The organism is uncultured Arthrobacter sp., from assembly GCF_947495145.1.
Lineage (GTDB): Bacteria > Actinomycetota > Actinomycetes > Actinomycetales > Micrococcaceae > Arthrobacter_D.
Genome location: NZ_CANLXP010000015.1, coordinates 23,652 through 37,982 on the forward strand (window position 1 = coordinate 23,652; position 14,331 = coordinate 37,982).

The 14,331-nt window shown below is 64.2% G+C and carries 15 protein-coding genes; 8 read left to right on the top strand and 7 right to left on the bottom strand.

Annotated elements, in window-relative coordinates:
- Positions 1 to 39 precede the first annotated feature (39 nt).
- Positions 40 to 1,317, top strand: a complete 1,278-nt coding sequence (locus Q0877_RS11795; RefSeq protein WP_299168023.1) for an endonuclease/exonuclease/phosphatase family protein — start codon at positions 40 to 42, stop codon at positions 1,315 to 1,317.
- Positions 1,318 to 1,355: 38 nt separating this feature from the next.
- On the opposite strand, the gene Q0877_RS11800 is transcribed toward Q0877_RS11795, so the two are convergent.
- On the bottom strand, positions 1,356 to 1,862 hold the full coding sequence (locus Q0877_RS11800; RefSeq protein WP_299168025.1) for a hypothetical protein: 507 nt from the start codon (positions 1,860 to 1,862) through the stop codon (positions 1,356 to 1,358).
- 236 nt (positions 1,863 to 2,098) lie between these two features.
- On the opposite strand from Q0877_RS11800, the gene Q0877_RS11805 reads away from it, so the two are divergent.
- The 4 genes from Q0877_RS11805 (at position 2,099) to Q0877_RS11820 (ending at position 4,121) form a co-directional block, all read left to right on the top strand.
- On the top strand, positions 2,099 to 2,272 hold the full coding sequence (locus Q0877_RS11805; RefSeq protein ID WP_299168026.1) for a hypothetical protein: 174 nt from the start codon (positions 2,099 to 2,101) through the stop codon (positions 2,270 to 2,272).
- Positions 2,273 to 2,281: 9 nt separating this feature from the next.
- Entirely contained in the window at positions 2,282 to 2,494 is a 213-nt protein-coding gene (locus Q0877_RS11810) for a hypothetical protein (RefSeq protein WP_299168027.1), read from the top strand.
- 152 nt (positions 2,495 to 2,646) lie between these two features.
- The gene (locus Q0877_RS11815; protein ID WP_299168029.1) at positions 2,647 to 3,384 is read left to right on the top strand and encodes a hypothetical protein; all 738 of its coding nucleotides are present in this window, start codon (positions 2,647 to 2,649) and stop codon (positions 3,382 to 3,384) included.
- Between the two features lie 8 nt (positions 3,385 to 3,392).
- The gene (locus Q0877_RS11820; RefSeq protein ID WP_299168031.1) at positions 3,393 to 4,121 is read left to right on the top strand and encodes a hypothetical protein; all 729 of its coding nucleotides are present in this window, start codon (positions 3,393 to 3,395) and stop codon (positions 4,119 to 4,121) included.
- A gap of 209 nt (positions 4,122 to 4,330) precedes the next feature.
- On the opposite strand, the gene Q0877_RS11825 is transcribed toward Q0877_RS11820, so the two are convergent.
- The 3 genes from Q0877_RS11825 to Q0877_RS11835 all read right to left on the bottom strand — a co-directional run bounded on the left by Q0877_RS11825 (position 4,331) and on the right by Q0877_RS11835 (position 7,232).
- Complete coding sequence (locus tag Q0877_RS11825) at positions 4,331 to 4,606, bottom strand: HPr family phosphocarrier protein (RefSeq protein ID WP_299168033.1); 276 nt, start codon at positions 4,604 to 4,606, stop codon at positions 4,331 to 4,333.
- 29 nt (positions 4,607 to 4,635) lie between these two features.
- Positions 4,636 to 6,324: a phosphoenolpyruvate--protein phosphotransferase gene (ptsP, locus tag Q0877_RS11830; RefSeq protein ID WP_299168035.1), complete on the bottom strand. Its 1,689-nt coding sequence runs from the start codon at positions 6,322 to 6,324 to the stop codon at positions 4,636 to 4,638.
- A gap of 98 nt (positions 6,325 to 6,422) precedes the next feature.
- On the bottom strand, positions 6,423 to 7,232 hold the full coding sequence (locus Q0877_RS11835; RefSeq protein WP_299168037.1) for a phosphatase PAP2 family protein: 810 nt from the start codon (positions 7,230 to 7,232) through the stop codon (positions 6,423 to 6,425).
- Positions 7,233 to 7,299: 67 nt separating this feature from the next.
- Between Q0877_RS11835 and Q0877_RS11840 the strand changes: the two genes are divergently transcribed.
- Positions 7,300 to 7,947: a pyridoxal 5'-phosphate synthase gene (locus Q0877_RS11840; protein ID WP_299168039.1), complete on the top strand. Its 648-nt coding sequence runs from the start codon at positions 7,300 to 7,302 to the stop codon at positions 7,945 to 7,947.
- Between the two features lie 71 nt (positions 7,948 to 8,018).
- Here the strand turns inward: Q0877_RS11840 and Q0877_RS11845 are convergent, their stop codons facing one another.
- A complete protein-coding gene (locus tag Q0877_RS11845) occupies positions 8,019 to 8,852 on the bottom strand; it encodes an aldo/keto reductase (protein WP_299168040.1) in 834 nt (277 codons plus the stop codon).
- Positions 8,853 to 9,010: 158 nt separating this feature from the next.
- On the opposite strand from Q0877_RS11845, the gene Q0877_RS11850 reads away from it, so the two are divergent.
- Positions 9,011 to 10,066, top strand: coding sequence for a DNA polymerase IV (locus Q0877_RS11850; RefSeq protein WP_299168117.1), 1,056 nt, complete (start codon positions 9,011 to 9,013; stop codon positions 10,064 to 10,066).
- An 82-nt stretch (positions 10,067 to 10,148) separates the two neighbouring features.
- On the opposite strand, the gene putP is transcribed toward Q0877_RS11850, so the two are convergent.
- On the bottom strand, positions 10,149 to 11,648 hold the full coding sequence (gene putP / locus Q0877_RS11855) for a sodium/proline symporter PutP (protein WP_299168042.1): 1,500 nt from the start codon (positions 11,646 to 11,648) through the stop codon (positions 10,149 to 10,151).
- Between the two features lie 144 nt (positions 11,649 to 11,792).
- Between putP and Q0877_RS11860 the strand changes: the two genes are divergently transcribed.
- Positions 11,793 to 12,341, top strand: coding sequence for an acyl-CoA thioesterase (locus tag Q0877_RS11860; protein WP_299168045.1), 549 nt, complete (start codon positions 11,793 to 11,795; stop codon positions 12,339 to 12,341).
- Here Q0877_RS11860 and Q0877_RS11865 read toward each other — a convergent pair whose 3' ends face one another.
- The gene (locus Q0877_RS11865; protein WP_299168047.1) at positions 12,342 to 14,264 is read right to left on the bottom strand and encodes an acyl-CoA dehydrogenase family protein; all 1,923 of its coding nucleotides are present in this window, start codon (positions 14,262 to 14,264) and stop codon (positions 12,342 to 12,344) included. It abuts the gene before it with no gap.
- Between the last annotated feature and the right edge of the window lie 67 nt (positions 14,265 to 14,331).

Here is a 14,331-nt window from a genome sequence, read left to right on the forward strand (position 1 = left end):
GTCTCTGGCGGTATTACTGGGGATCGAAGGGGAAAATCCATGGGTTCAGCTCGTACAGCCCGGCGCAGGGCGGCAGCCATCCTGGCTGTAGGAGCGCTGGCCTTCGCCGGTGTAGGCGTTGCCTCGCCCGGAGCCGCCGCCGCACATGCTGACCGTCCGGGCACCCCTGCGCAGGGCAAGGGCAAGCAGGAAGTGCGTTTTGCTACCTACAACGCCAGTCTCAACCGGTCCGCCCAGGGTGCGCTGGTGGAGGATTTGAGCACCGGCGACAATGAGCAGGCGCAGCGGATTGCAGAGGTTATCCAGCTCAATAACCCGGACGTCGTGCTGCTCAACGAGTTCGATTACGACGCCGGCCATGAGGCCGCCGAACTCTTCCGCACCAACTACCTCCAGGTCAGCCAGAACGGCAAGACACCCGTCCGCTACCCGTACCTCTACACTGCACCGTCCAACACCGGCATCCCCAGCGGGATGGACCTGAACAATGACGGAAACGTTGGTGGCGCGGATGACGCGCTGGGTTTCGGGCAGTTCGAGGGTCAGTACGGCATGGTCCTCTACTCGAAGTATCCGATCGATACCGGGAACGTCCGCACCTTCCAGAATTTCCTCTGGAAAGACATGCCGGACGCCCTCCTGCCCGATGATCCCGCAACGTCCGGGGCCGCAGACTGGTTCACCGACGAGGAACTTGAACTTGTTCGCCTGTCCAGCAAATCGCACTGGGACGTACCGGTGACCATCGGCGACGCGACGGTCCATGTGCTCGCAAGCCATCCGACGCCGCCGGTCTTCGACAGCGAGGAAGACCGCAATGGCCGGCGGAACAGCGATGAAATCCGCTTCTGGGCGGACTACATCCGCGGCGGCGAAGACGCCCGCTACATTTACGACGACGACGGCGCCCGCGGCGGACTGGACCGGCGCTCCAGTTTCGTGGTTCTAGGCGACCTCAACAGCGACCCGGTGGACGGCGACTCCCGCCCCGGATCGATTGGCCAGCTCCTCGGGCTGAAAGAGGTTCAGGACCCGGAGCCTTCAGCAGAAGGAGCAGCTGAAGCGTCGGTCCTGCAGGGCAGGGTGAATTCAGAGCACCGCGGAGATCCAGCCCTGGACACCGCCGACTTCGAAGACGCCGAAGCCGGCAACGTGCGTGTGGATTACGTACTGCCGTCCAAGTCCATGAAGGTACGCGACGCCGGCATCTTCTGGCCGCGGGCCGGAACGCCCGGTTCAGAGCTCACCGGGGTGTTCCCGTTTCCGACGAGCGACCATCGGCTGGTGTACGTCGACGTAGAAGTCAGGAAGCGCTGAACTGATCAACCCAGAGATGGCTGATCAGTCCGTAGCAGCTAGCTGCTACGGCGAACTGGATCCTGAGGCGGGATGCGGTGCCGCCGTTCCCAGGAGACTGCGCTGAGCCAGGCGCCGGCTGCGAGGAAAATACTCCCGCCGACCACCATGCCGCCGGCCGACTGGCTGATGATGTAAATCCACTGCGGGAACGGGCCGTTGATTGCCGTCTCATCGACCTGAAGCGGCGCGAATACAGCCCACAGGCCCAGCGCAAGCAGCGCCGCTCCCAGCAGCCACAAGATAAGCACGAACGGGTTGAACCTCCCTGCGGGCGTGGCGGTGTCGGCGTCAGGCGCTGCTTCTTGCGGCATTACCTCGACAACGTTCGCCTGCTCTTCCGCAGGACGGGGAGGCTGCGGTTCAGGAGATGTGCCCTGCCGACGGTGAGGCGGTTCTTCCGGAGCGGTCCAGCGGCTGCCGGGGGACGCGTGCGGAGCTCCCGTGCCGCCGCGCTGGTAGATGGGACTGTACCGGTTGTCGATGTTCGGCGTGTTCTCGCCCATGTGTTCCTCCCTGACCCTGTGCTGGAAATCTACTAGTTCTGCGGCATCAGGGTAAGTGTCGGCCGTGTTCGCGCACGAAATTCCGCGAACCGCTCTGGTCAAGGCTCCGGACGCTCGTGTAGGTTGAAACGCATGGGAACAATAATTTTCGAGTAATTGTGCTGGACGTGTGCCTCTTCGCCCGTCCCAACAACAACAAACACCATTCGAAAAGACCGTGTTGAGGCCTCGCCTCCATGTACGTTTCCACTGCTCCCGGATTTGAGCTGCGGTTCGCCTGGTCCTTTGACCGGGCTCCGCTCTCTGATCAGGTCCCCCTCGGAACCGCGGGCACCATCGAACCCGGCAGAACGCCGTCGTCCTCGATGTTGCCCGCAGGTGAGTGGCTCAGCCGGTCACAAAGCCATTGAAGGAGAGCCATGACCCAGTCGAATAATCAACAGCCCCTGAACGTCAATCTCACAGAAGCCGCCGCGAAGAAGCTGGTGGATGATCCCCGGGCGCGTGAGGCGCTCGCGCGGAAGAACCCTGCCTTCGGCGAGCTGGACAGTGCACACAGCACCGGTCGGAGGAACAAATCAATCCACCCCAGCAGCAAGCAGGGTAAGCCGGAGAAGAAGGTGCGCTGGTAGTTCACCTGCCGGACGCCTGTCGGGAAAAAGGGAGTTAAAGTGAAACTGGCTCGCCATTCTGCGTATGGGGGAATCGCAGAATGGGGAGCCAGTTCCCCAACTATACTTCACGGGAGGGGTCAAAAGTCCAGTCAAACTCCACCTGAAGGGTGATGATGACAGTCACAGCTAAAGCATTCCAGCTGTGGCGTACCCGGATAGCACCGGAGGCAACCGTTTCAGACCTCTGCCGCAAGGCGGACATCAAGCGCTCCACCCTCGCCCAGCAGCTGGTTCGCGGAAAAGTCTCTCTTGAAACCGTGATCAGCGTTGCCCGCGCCTACGGGATTCCACCGGTGCAGGCGCTCAGTGAGTTCGACGGGTACCGGGACCTTGAGGACGGCATGTTGCCTCCCACTCCGGCTGAATACCTCAGCCAGGTATCCCCGATGGACCTCCTGCGGTTGGTCCTGGGGCGCAGCGAGGATACCGACTGCGTAGGCCGCCCGTTGAGCTTCCAACTGGCGCCGCTTCCACACCGCTATTCAGTGCGCTCCTGGTTCGAGGCGGTCGACCGCGGCGATCTTCGCCACGCCCTCACCTCAAGCACCGGCATCGCTCCGCAGAATCTCTCGGCCCAACTCAGCGCCGGCCGGTTGAATACGCAACTATGCGTCGAGGTTGCCCGGCTATCGGGGGTCTCGTTGGTGAACGGACTCGTTGTCACCGGGATCCTTACCCCTGAAGAGGGCGGCTGGGCCGACGACGGCCGCGAACAGGTCTTGTGCGACCTGCCTGATTCGGAGCTCATTCTGATGGCCCGGGACCGGCTCGACGGGCTGGGCAAACGCCTGCGCAAACAGGAGCAGGACAACACACGCGACCAGGCTTTATGGGAGAACCTCGGATGAGTGTCGGGATGGCTATCCAATGGCTTGCGCTCGCGCTCTGCGTTATTTTCGCGTGCGTCCGACTGCCGGATGCAATGCGTGGCAGAGGGCGAAGCGTCTTTGCCGTGCTGGTCCTGTTCTGCGTGGCGGTGGCGTTGAGCCTGTCGCCGATCTATCTATTCGTTGACAGCCTGCTCGGCGGGACCAATATCGCCAACCTGCTCATCCGGTTCACTCTCTATGCCATCATGTTGCTGCTGGGCGGGCGTATTGCTGCCGCCTTCGGGTCCAGGCGTGCGCTCACCTTAATCAGGGGGCCGGTCGGCCTCGCGGTCCTGGGTCTTACGGTCGTGGCAACGGTGACCCTTTTTGTGGTGAGTGACCTGCCGGAATCCTCGACCGGGCTGCGCGCGTACGCTGATCAGTCCACGGTGCACTGGTACTCGCACCTGGGACGCATCTACCCTTCGTATGTCGGGGCGTGCCTGCTGGGTCCGTCAATCGCAGGTGTCCGCGATACATCGGCCCGCTCCCTGCATCGGATTGCAGCGGCTCTCCTTGCGCTCGGATTCGTGATGGCCCTGGGCCATACTGCCCTCAAGTTCACCGGCATCAGGACGGGAGCGGCTGACCTCATTCTGCCCTTCGGCGCAATAGTCCTGGTTACGACCGGCCTTACGATGATCTGGCTGTCCCGCAGGCGGGCGACCGGGCGCCGCTCGGCCAACTTCCTGGCGGATGAACACCGACAACCATGAGGTGCCGGTTAGTCCTTTTGGATGATTATTGCGTCAATAGTTGGAAACACTGTTCACGTTTTCATCATGGTGTGTCAAAATTATGATTATGTAACTCCCGGTGACCGTGGGGGGTCAGCGGGTTACACACAGCAATAGGTGCGTCCATTAGAACGGGTGGACGCACCTATTTCGTTTCCTGCGCCGGTTACCGGACCGGTAGGGCCTGCTCAGGCGTCGTGGTCTGTCTCCAGGATGCGAACCAGAGAGTCGAGGGCGTCGCCTGCGCCATCATCTTCCGAGCGGAGAACCACCACGTTGCCGTGCTCGGCGCCCAGGCTCATCAGGGACAGGATGGATGAGGCGTCCATGGCTTCATCCGCCGGGCTGCCCTCAAGGGCGATGGTGACCTCGACGGGGAGTTCTCCCGCCGCTTCAGCGAAGATGGCGGCAGGCCGGGCGTGAAGCCCTACCCGGCTGGCTACGGTTGCTTTGCGTTCGATCATGATCTTCCTTCCGTTGCTTTGGTGCGAGCCTACAGGCCCAGGGTCTCAAGAATCGGCAGACCGGCGCGCACTGCTGCGCGAGCCTCGAGGGCGGTGGGCGCGGCAAGAGCCTTCTCTGCCAGCTCCTGTGCGTCAGCGAGGGACACCGATCCAATCACGGCAGCCACGGCTGCCAGTGCCCGTGAACTCATCGACAGCGATTGAACGCCCAGGCCAACCAGCACGACGGCGAGAGCCGGATCGGCGGCAGCCTCACCACATACGCCGACTGACTTGTCCCCACCCGCACCGTCCTGAGCGTCGTGATCCGTCTCGCCGCGGGCGGCGTCGGCACCGGCCACAGTGAGCCGGATCAGCTCAAGGACGGCCGGCTGCCAGGGATCGTTCAGGGCGGCGAGGGGTCCGAGCTGGCGGTCCGCGGCCATGACGTACTGCGTGAGGTCATTGGTGCCGATCGACGCGAAGTTCACGTGCTGCAGGATGGTGCGTGAGGTCAGCGCGGCTGACGGAACCTCCACCATGACGCCGGGAACCTTGAGGCCGGCTGCTGCACAGGAATCAGCGAAACGCCGGGCCTCCTCCGCGGTGGAAATCATGGGTGCCATGACCCAGATGTCGGTGGTTGCGCCGTCGGCTGCTTCAGCAATCGCCTTCAGCTGGCGGTCGACCACCCCGGGCGTCGAAAGCTCCGTGCGGTAGCCGCGAACGCCGAGCGCAGGGTTCGGTTCCGAAGCGTCGGTCAGGAAGGGCAGGGGTTTGTCTGCTCCGGCGTCGAGTGTGCGCACCACTACTTTGCCGTCGGGGAACGCGTCGAACACCTGACGGTACGCTGCGGATTGCTCGGCGACGGTGGGCTCGGTGTCCCGGTCGAGGAAACAGAATTCCGTGCGCAGAAGTCCTACGCCTTCGGCACCGGCTTCGGCCGCCTTGCGGGCATCAGCACCTGCCCCAACGTTGGCGAGCAGCGGCACGCGGTGCCCGTCCGTCGTCGTGCAGGTACCGCTGTAGGTGCCGAGGGAGCGCGCCTGTTCAGCCCAGATGACGGCTGCCGTGCGCTCGACGTCACCCGGCCCGGTAAGCACTGTCCCGGCGGCGCCGTCGACGAAGACTTCCGTGCCGTCCTCGATGTCCTCAACCCCGCGGGCGGCGACCACGGCGGGCAGCCCCAGTGCACGCGCCAGGATGGCCGTGTGGGACTGGGGGCCGCCGGAGGAAGTGATCAGTGCCAGAACCCGTTCCGGGTTGAGCGTGGCGGTATCGGCCGGCGCAAGGTCCTCCGCGGCGAGGACGAACGGGTGGTCCGCCGTGGGAATGCCGGGAGCCGGCTGGCCGCGCAGTTCAGCGACCACCCGCGAGCGGACGTCCAGAACGTCCTGGGTTCGTTCGGCCATGTAGCCGCCCAGGCCGCGGAGCATGTCCGCGACCTGGGCGCCCGCCTCCCATACCGCGCGCTCGGCTGACGTGCCGGCCACGATGAGCGCGTTGGCCGACTTCAGGAGCATTGGATCCGCAGCCATCATGGCCGTGGCTTCAAGAACTGCCCTTGCGTCGCCGGTTGCGGAGTCGGCGCGTTTCTGGAGTTCAGCCTGGACGGTCTTGGCGGCGGTCTTCAGCCGTGCCGTCTCCTCGTCAACCGTGGTGTTGGACCGCCGTTCCCGGGCGGCGAGCCATTGGCGGAATCGATGGAGAAGGCACTGACAGCCGAGGGAAACACTCACGCCCTCGAGCTGCTGCGGGAGTACGTGCGGCTCGAGCGGGAGGCGCAGCCCTAGGAAACCGGAGCGTTGGGCAGCCGGAGCGTTGGGAAACCGGAGCCCTAGGTAACCGGCCCGGCCCGGCGCTCCCGCCGGTAATTCCGGAACGTCAGCAGCAGCCGGTGAGCCGTGATGACGAGGGCCATCCAGGCCAGACCCAGCGTCCACGCGACCGCTACGTCCGTAACCCAGTGATGCCCGAGATACACGCGGGTCAGCCCCATGATGAACGCGAAGACGATGGCCGCGGTGATGGTCAGTGCCCGGGCCCGTTTGGAATGCTGCCGCAGTACCAGCAGGTACGCGGTGATGCCCGAGATGACGACAGCGTTCAGCGTGTGCCCGCTGGGAAACGACGGCGACAGCTCAAACGGCGGCACCGCGAACTGGAGATCGGGCCGCAGCCGACCGATGGCGTCCTTGCCGAGGACCGTCATCAGCAGCGATCCTCCGGCGGCGACGACCATCAGGATGAACGGTGTGAATGACCGGCGAACCAGAGTCAGCGCAAGCACTGCACAGGTGGCGAGGATGGGCATCCCCACCGGTCCGCCCAGGTGGGTGAACGCGGTCGCCGCCTCGTTGAGCCAGGGCGAACGCAGTTCCAGTGCCGCATTGAGCGCCGGCTGGTCCAGGGCAGCGATTCCGTCTTCCTCCGCCACCGCTTCGTAAACCTCCGCTGATGCGACGGTGAGCGATATCGCGGCACCGATTCCTACAGCGAGCAGCAACAGAAGTGCCCACCGCGGCCCGATCCACTGCGCAACAGCCCGAACGCACGTGACCAGGAACCGGCCGACCGGCGTCGTCCATCTGGTCAGGTCGCGGGTACCGACATGATGGTCTTCGTTCTCCGGGTCCTGGAATGACATCTTTCGAGGTTAGCAACGCAGCCCGCTCCCTGCTCGGCCGGCCGGTGGCAAAGCGTAGGCTCTGAGCATGAGCACACCCGTCCAAAACCTGCTGCGCGGACTGCCCGTCTTCCCCGACCAGATGCAGCCGTTTGACCCGGCCGCTGCGCCTGATTCACCCCTGAACCTGTTCACCGAGTGGCTGGGCGCCGCGATCGACGGCGGTGTTCCCGCCCCGCATGCAGTCACCGTCTCAACAGTCGACGACGACGGCCGCCCGGCCGCGCGCGTGGTCATCCTTAGGGACCTCGACGATCACGGATTCTCGTTCGCCACCAGCAGCGGGAGCCCCAAGGGGCGGCAACTGCACGGGACGCCCTATGCAGCGCTGACTTTTTTCTGGCAGGAGGTGGGCCGGCAGGTTCGCGTCAGCGGCGCCGTGACGCCGGGAACCGCTGAGGAGAACGACGCTGACTTCCGCCGTCGTCATCCTGCTGCGCGTGCTCTGGTGCTGGCAGGGCAGCAGAGCGATGTTCTTCGGGAGGGCGAGTCGGTGAGTGCCGCCGTCGAGCGTGAGCTGGCCGGAATCGAGCATAAGGGATCGGCGACGTGGACCGTCTACACGGTGGCGCCGGAACAGGTGGAGTTCTGGCAGGCGGATGCGGAGCGCCGCCACACGCGCCTCCGGTATTTGCGCAGAGGCGCGGGCTGGAGGCGCGAGGTCCTCTGGCCCTGAAGTTTTGTCCACCTCTGGTGACTTCGCCCCAGCAGAAGCCACCAGAAGTGCACAAAACTTCCGGTCTTGCGCTAGTGACCGAAGGAATCCGAGTCGGTGAGGTCGCCGTCGCCGGTGTCCAGCGCAGACAGCGATTCAACTTCGTCCTGGGTGAGTTCGAAGCCGAATAGATTGATGTTCTGCTTGATGCGCAGCGGGTTGGCGGACTTGGGGATGGCCACCAGCCCGAGCTGGATGTGCCAGCGCAGGACAATCTGTGCCGGTGTCATGCCGTACTTGTCCGCGAGTTGATCTACGGCGGGATCCTGCAGCAGGTTGCCGCCCTTGCCGAGCGGGCTCCAGGACTCCGTCACGATCCCGTGCCTGGCATGGAAGTGCCGCGACTCGGGCCGGGTATGGCGTGGGTCCAGCTGGATCTGGTTGACGTCGGGCACCAGGCCCTCGTCAAGCACCCGCTGCAGGTGCGCCGGCTTGAAGTTCGAGACGCCGATGGCCCGGACCAGCCCGTCCTCGCGCAGTGCCGCGAGTCCCTTGACGGCGTCGACGTAGCGGTCCTGGTCCGGATTGGGCCAGTGCACCAGCAGCAGGTCTATGTAGTCGACGCCCAGCCGGGCGGCGCTCTGCTCGTAAGCCTTCCGGACGCCGTCGACGCTGTGCCACTGCTTGTTGAACTTGGTGGTGATGAAAACCTGATCCCGGTCGATTCCCGACCGTCGGATCCCCTCTCCGACGCCGGCCTCGTTGCCGTAATTCTCCGCGGTGTCGAAGAGACGGTAACCAACTGACACTGCCTGTTCGACGGCGACGGCTGCCTCGTCGTCGTCGAGCGGCCAGGTGCCCAGCCCGAGCACCGGAATGGAGGCGCCGCTAAGGAGCTCGATGGTGGGTGCCGCTGCGTCAGTCATGTTCTCCTCGTATCGTTCGGGTGTGCAACTTCTTTCCCAGCTTTCTAGCTGGGACGGTAGTGCGTCAATCCGGTGACCCGAGCGTGACGGGAAAAACAGTGGTGCGGAAAGGGCCGTGCGGGCAGACTGGGACCGTGAGCCAAGGCGAAAACCAGTGGGTGCTGCACGTGGATCTGGACCAGTTCATTGCCGCGGTGGAGGTGCTGCGTCGGCCCGAGCTGGCAGGGAAGCCGGTGATCGTCGGCGGGCGCGGGGATCCCACCGAACGTGCGGTTGTATCGACAGCGTCCTACGAGGCGCGCGCATTCGGTGTCGGCTCCGGGATGCCGCTGCGTGTCGCCGCCCGCAAGGTGCCGGATGCCGTGATTCTGCCGGTGGATTCCGAGGCCTATCTCGCCGCCTCGGACGCTGTCATGGCCACCCTGCGTGCCCAGCCGGGAGCCACCGTGCAGGTGCTGGGCTGGGATGAAGCCTTCATGGGAGTGAGCACAGCTGACCCGGAAACCTACGCGCGGGGCTTGCACGACGCGGTGCTGGAGAGCACCAGCCTGCACTGCAGCGTCGGTATCGGCGACACACTGGTGCGCGCCAAGATTGCCACGGGGTTTGCAAAGCCTGCCGGTGTTTTCCGCCTCACCGTTGAGAACTGGTTGGCGGTGATGGGGGACCGGCCCACCATTGACCTGTGGGGAGTCGGGTCGAAGGTTTCGGGCCGTCTCGCCAAACTCGATATCACGACCGTTGCGCAGCTCGCCGCCTGCGATCCTGCGGACCTTGTTCCGGAATTCGGTCCGAAGATGGGTCCCTGGTATGCCCAACTGGGACGGGGTGACGGCGAACGGACGGTCGATGACACCCCGTGGGTTGCCCGCGGACACAGCAGGGAAACCACCTACCAGCAGGATCTGACTGAACCGGTGCAGGTGGATGAAGCCGTCCGGGAACTTGTGGCGCGGGTTCTCGAGGACGTGATTGCCGAGGGCCGGCCGGTGATCGGGCTGACACTCAAAGTGCGGTACGCGCCGTTCTTCACCAAGACCTACGCCAGACGGATAGCAGAGACCTTCGACCGCGAGGACGTGCTTGCCCAGGCTCTGAACCTCGTCGGGAAGATCGAGCCGGAACGGCCGATTCGCCTCCTTGGCTTCCGGGCGGAAATGTCTATGCCGGAGGAAGCGCGGAAGGGGCATACGCCAACCCGCAGCGGCTGGTGAGTGCGCCGTCGTCGTCGTGCCCTTAATGCAGATCGACTCCCTACCCGCCGGAAAGCAGGTAGGGAGTCGATGCGGAATGAGGCTAGGAAACGGTAACGGTTTCCTTGCGGTCCGAGACGCCTTGGACGGCCGCGTCGAACTCGGCTTCGATCTCCGGGTTCGGCTTCCAGGTCAGCCGGCTGACGACGACGGCGACAACCAGGTTTGCGAAGAACGCCGGCACAATCTCGTACATGGTCGCGGCCAGCGGCGAGTTGCCCCAGGCGAAGACGATGATGGCGCCGACAACCATTCCGGACAGGGCGCCCGGCATGGTCAGCTTCCGCCAGAAGAGCGAGAGCAGCACGGTCGGGCCGAAGGACGCTCCGAACCCGGCCCACGCGAAGGCGACCAGTGCAAGGATCGACTCGTTGCGGCCGGACGCCAGGATGATCGCTACGATCGCAACCACCAGCACGCCGAGCCGGCCCAGGATGACACCCTGCTTCGGGGTGAGGTTCTTCTTGGACACCATGTTGTACAGGTCCTCGACCAGTGCGGAGGAGCACACCACGAGTTGCGACGAGATGGTGCTCATGATCGCCGCAAGGACGGCGGCGAGGACAATGCCTGCAACGAAGGGGTGGAAGAAGGCCTGCGAAAGCGCCAGGAACACGGCCTCGGGATCCGCGAGAGTCAGCTGCGGGTTCTGCTCGAAGTAGGCGATACCCACCAGTGCGGTGGCAACGGCGCCGAAGACTGTGAGGATCATCCAACCGATGCCGATGCGGCGTCCGGCCTTGGCGTCCTGCGGGGACCGCAGCGCCATGAAGCGGACAATGATGTGCGGCTGGCCGAAGTAGCCGAGGCCCCAGGCTGCAGCCGAAATGATGGCGAGGATTGAACCGCCGGCTACGAAGTTGAGCATCGAGGGGTCGACGGCGCGGATGGAATCGGTCATTCCGGTAAGGCCGCCGACGTTGATGAACCCGATGATCGGCACCGTGAGCAGCGCAATGAGCATGAGGATGCCCTGGGCTACGTCAGTGAAGGTGGCTCCCATGAAGCCGCCGAACAGTGTGTAGGCAATGGTGACAGCGGCGACGAGAATCATGCCGAGGGTGTAGTTGGAGTTGAAGGACGACTCGAAGAAGGTGCCGCCTGCAACCATGCCCGAGGACACGTAGAAGGTGAAGAACACCAGGATGATGACGCCGGAGACAACGCGGAGGACGCGTGAACGGTCCTTCAACCGGTTCTCGAGGAAGCTCGGCACCGTGATCGAGTTGTTCGAGACCTCGGTGTAGCTGCGCAGCCGGGGAGCCACGAACTTCCAGTTGAGCCACGCGCCGATGGTCAGGCCGATGGCGATCCAGACCTCAATAAGGCCGGACAGGTAAATCGCGCCGGGGAGTCCGAGCAGCAGCCAACCCGACATGTCGGAAGCTCCTGCGCTGAGCGCCGCTACGCCGGGCTTGAGCCCGCGGCCGGCGAGCATGTAATCGTCGAGATCGGACGTTTTCCGGTAGGCGTACCAGCCGATCCCCAGCATGGCGGCCATGTAAAGCGCCATGGCAAGGTATTGGAAGGTCTGGTCAGTCATGGGTTCCTTTCACAGAATTCTTGGAACTGGCTGAGTGCAGCCGCCCACTATTCCAAGGTCGCACCCAGTTTGGCTAATAAAGTGACCTGGTTCACCATGATTTCGGAGCAGAAAAGAGTTGTTACCGGCGGGTAATATGGCAAAATGCACTTGATTTTTCGGACCCTCTGGATCCTCTTCGCCTCCCGTCGCCGGTCGAAGGTGAGCATCTGGGATTCGGCTTCGTTGCCGCTCCGGGTTCAGCTGACGGACATCGACATCGCCATGCATGTGAACAACGGAATGTACCTGTCGTTGATGGACCTCGGCAGGTTCGATCTCATGATCCGCAGCGGCGTATGGAAGGTGATGCGCCGCAATGGCTGGGGCCCGGTGGTCAATGCCGAAACGATCACGTTCCGGAAGTCGCTTCAGCTGGGTCAGCGCTACACCATCGAGACGCGGATTCTGGGCTTCGACGAGCGGGCCATCTTCTTTGAGCAGCGAATGGTGCATGGCGGCGAGGTCTATGCACGCGCGTACATCGCCACCCGCCTGCTCGGCTCAAAGGGGCCGGTGCCGAATGAGGAGATTTTCGAGGCGTTGGGGAATCCTCCGGCGGAGATGGTGCTTCCGGAGTGGATTCACGAGTGGCGCATCAATACCGCGCTTCCCAGCACCCGGCGTCCTGCTCCGCACGAGTGGGCGCGGTAGTCAACGGTAGTTGCGGTGTAGATTCTCCGCGTCGGATGACGTTCCGCCCGGTTCGGCGATCCAGGGGCCGGTTCCGTCCGACTGGTCGAGGATGCCTTCTTCAAGCCACTCAAGGCTGCCGTCGAGGACGCTCCGTGCCAGGCGGGAATCGGCGCTGTCCGTATTCCTCCACAGGTCGGTGAACAACTGTTCGATCCGCAGCCGCGATTGCCGGCAGAAGACGTCCGCGAGGTTGCCGGCTTCATCCCTGCCTTGCTTCTCAAGGTGCTTCGCATGCGAGCACGTCGCCGCCATCGCGAAGAGTTCCGCGCCGATGTCCACAATTCGCCCAAGAAACACCTGGCGGTGCTCAAGCTTTGCCTGCCATCTGGCCATGCCGAGGAAGGTGTGCCGGGCAAGGCGCCGCGACGCCCGCTCAACGTAGCGCACGTGCCCGGCGAGCCGCCCGAAGTCGGTGTAGGAGCGCGGAGACAGCCCGGGCCCGGCCAGCAGACGCGGCAGCCAACCGGCGTAAAAACTGCTGGCGCTGCCGGCTGCCTTTGCTTTCGCCAAAAGGTCAGCGTCCGACGACGCCAGATCACCTGCCGCTGCCAGGTGGGCGTCCACTGCCTCGCGGGCAATGAGCAGGTGCATGATCTCCGAGGAACCCTCGAAGATCCGGTTGATCCGCAGGTCGCGCAACTGTTGCTCCACCGGGACCGCACACTCCCCGCGGGCCTTGAGGGACGCGGCAGTCTCATACCCTCGGCCACCGCGGATCTGCACCAGTTCATCGGCGATCCGGTAGGCCATCTCGCTTGACCAGAGTTTCGCCAGCGCAGCTTCGATCCGCACGTCTTTCTGGCCCGAATCGGCGAGGGCTGCCGAGAGCTCGAAGACGGATTCCAGCGCGAATGCTGTGGCAGCTATGAAGGAAATCTTCTGCGCGACTGCCTCATGCTTGCCGATCGGCCGCCCCCACTGCACACGGGCCGTCGACCACTCCCGGGCGATTTTCAGCGACCATTTGCCGGCCGCCGCGCAGTTCGCCGGGATCGAGAGCCTGCCCGTGTTCAGGGTGGTGAGCGCGATCTTGAGGCCCTGGCCTTCCTTGCCCAGACGGTTCGCGATCGGAATGCGGACGTTCTCGAACCGGGTAACGCCGTTCTCGATCCCGCGCAGACCCATGAAGGCGTTGCGGTGTGTCACCGTCACGCCCGGGGTATCTGCTTCCACAACGAAAGCGGAAATGCCGCCGGCTCCGCCGTTGTGCGCCGGCACCTTCGCCATCACCACCACCAGCTCGGCGATAACTCCATTGGTGGTCCAGAGTTTGCTGCCGTTGAGCACGTAGGTGCCGTCGTCGTCGTTGCGGGTGGCCGTGGCGCTCATGCGGGCGGGATCGGAGCCGACGTCGGGCTCGGTGAGCAGGAAGGCGGAGATCGCGCCGGAGGCGCAGCGGGGGAGATATTCGCGCTTCTGTTCCGGCGTGCCGAACATGCGGACCGGCTCGGGAACCCCAATGGACTGATGGGCCGAAACCAGGGCGCCCAGGCTGGGGTGAACGGAACTGAGCAGCATGAGGGCGCGACCGTAGTAGGCCAGCGACAGGCCCAGGCCGCCGTACTCCCTGGGGATCTTGATGCCGAAAACACCGAGTGCTGCAAGGTCGCGAAGGTACTCATCCGGGATGCGTGAATCCCGCTCGATGACTTGTCCGTCCACCCTGGCCAGCAGCGACGTGAGTCGGGAGAGGAACTCCTCGCCGTCGTCGCTGTTGCCGGAAGCGGAGGAGGGGCGGGGGTGTATCAGGGACAGGTCGCAGCGCCCCAGGTAGAGACCTTTCGCGAAGCTCGGCCGGTTCCATTCCGTTTCCCGGGCGGACTCGGCCACCTCCCGGGAAGTGCGCTCGTCGACGTTCTCGTGAAGTGCTTCGGCGCTCATGGCAGCCCCCTTCAACGGCAGGCTCCGCCAGCCGGAACCCGGCCATGGGTAAATGCTACTCCCGAGT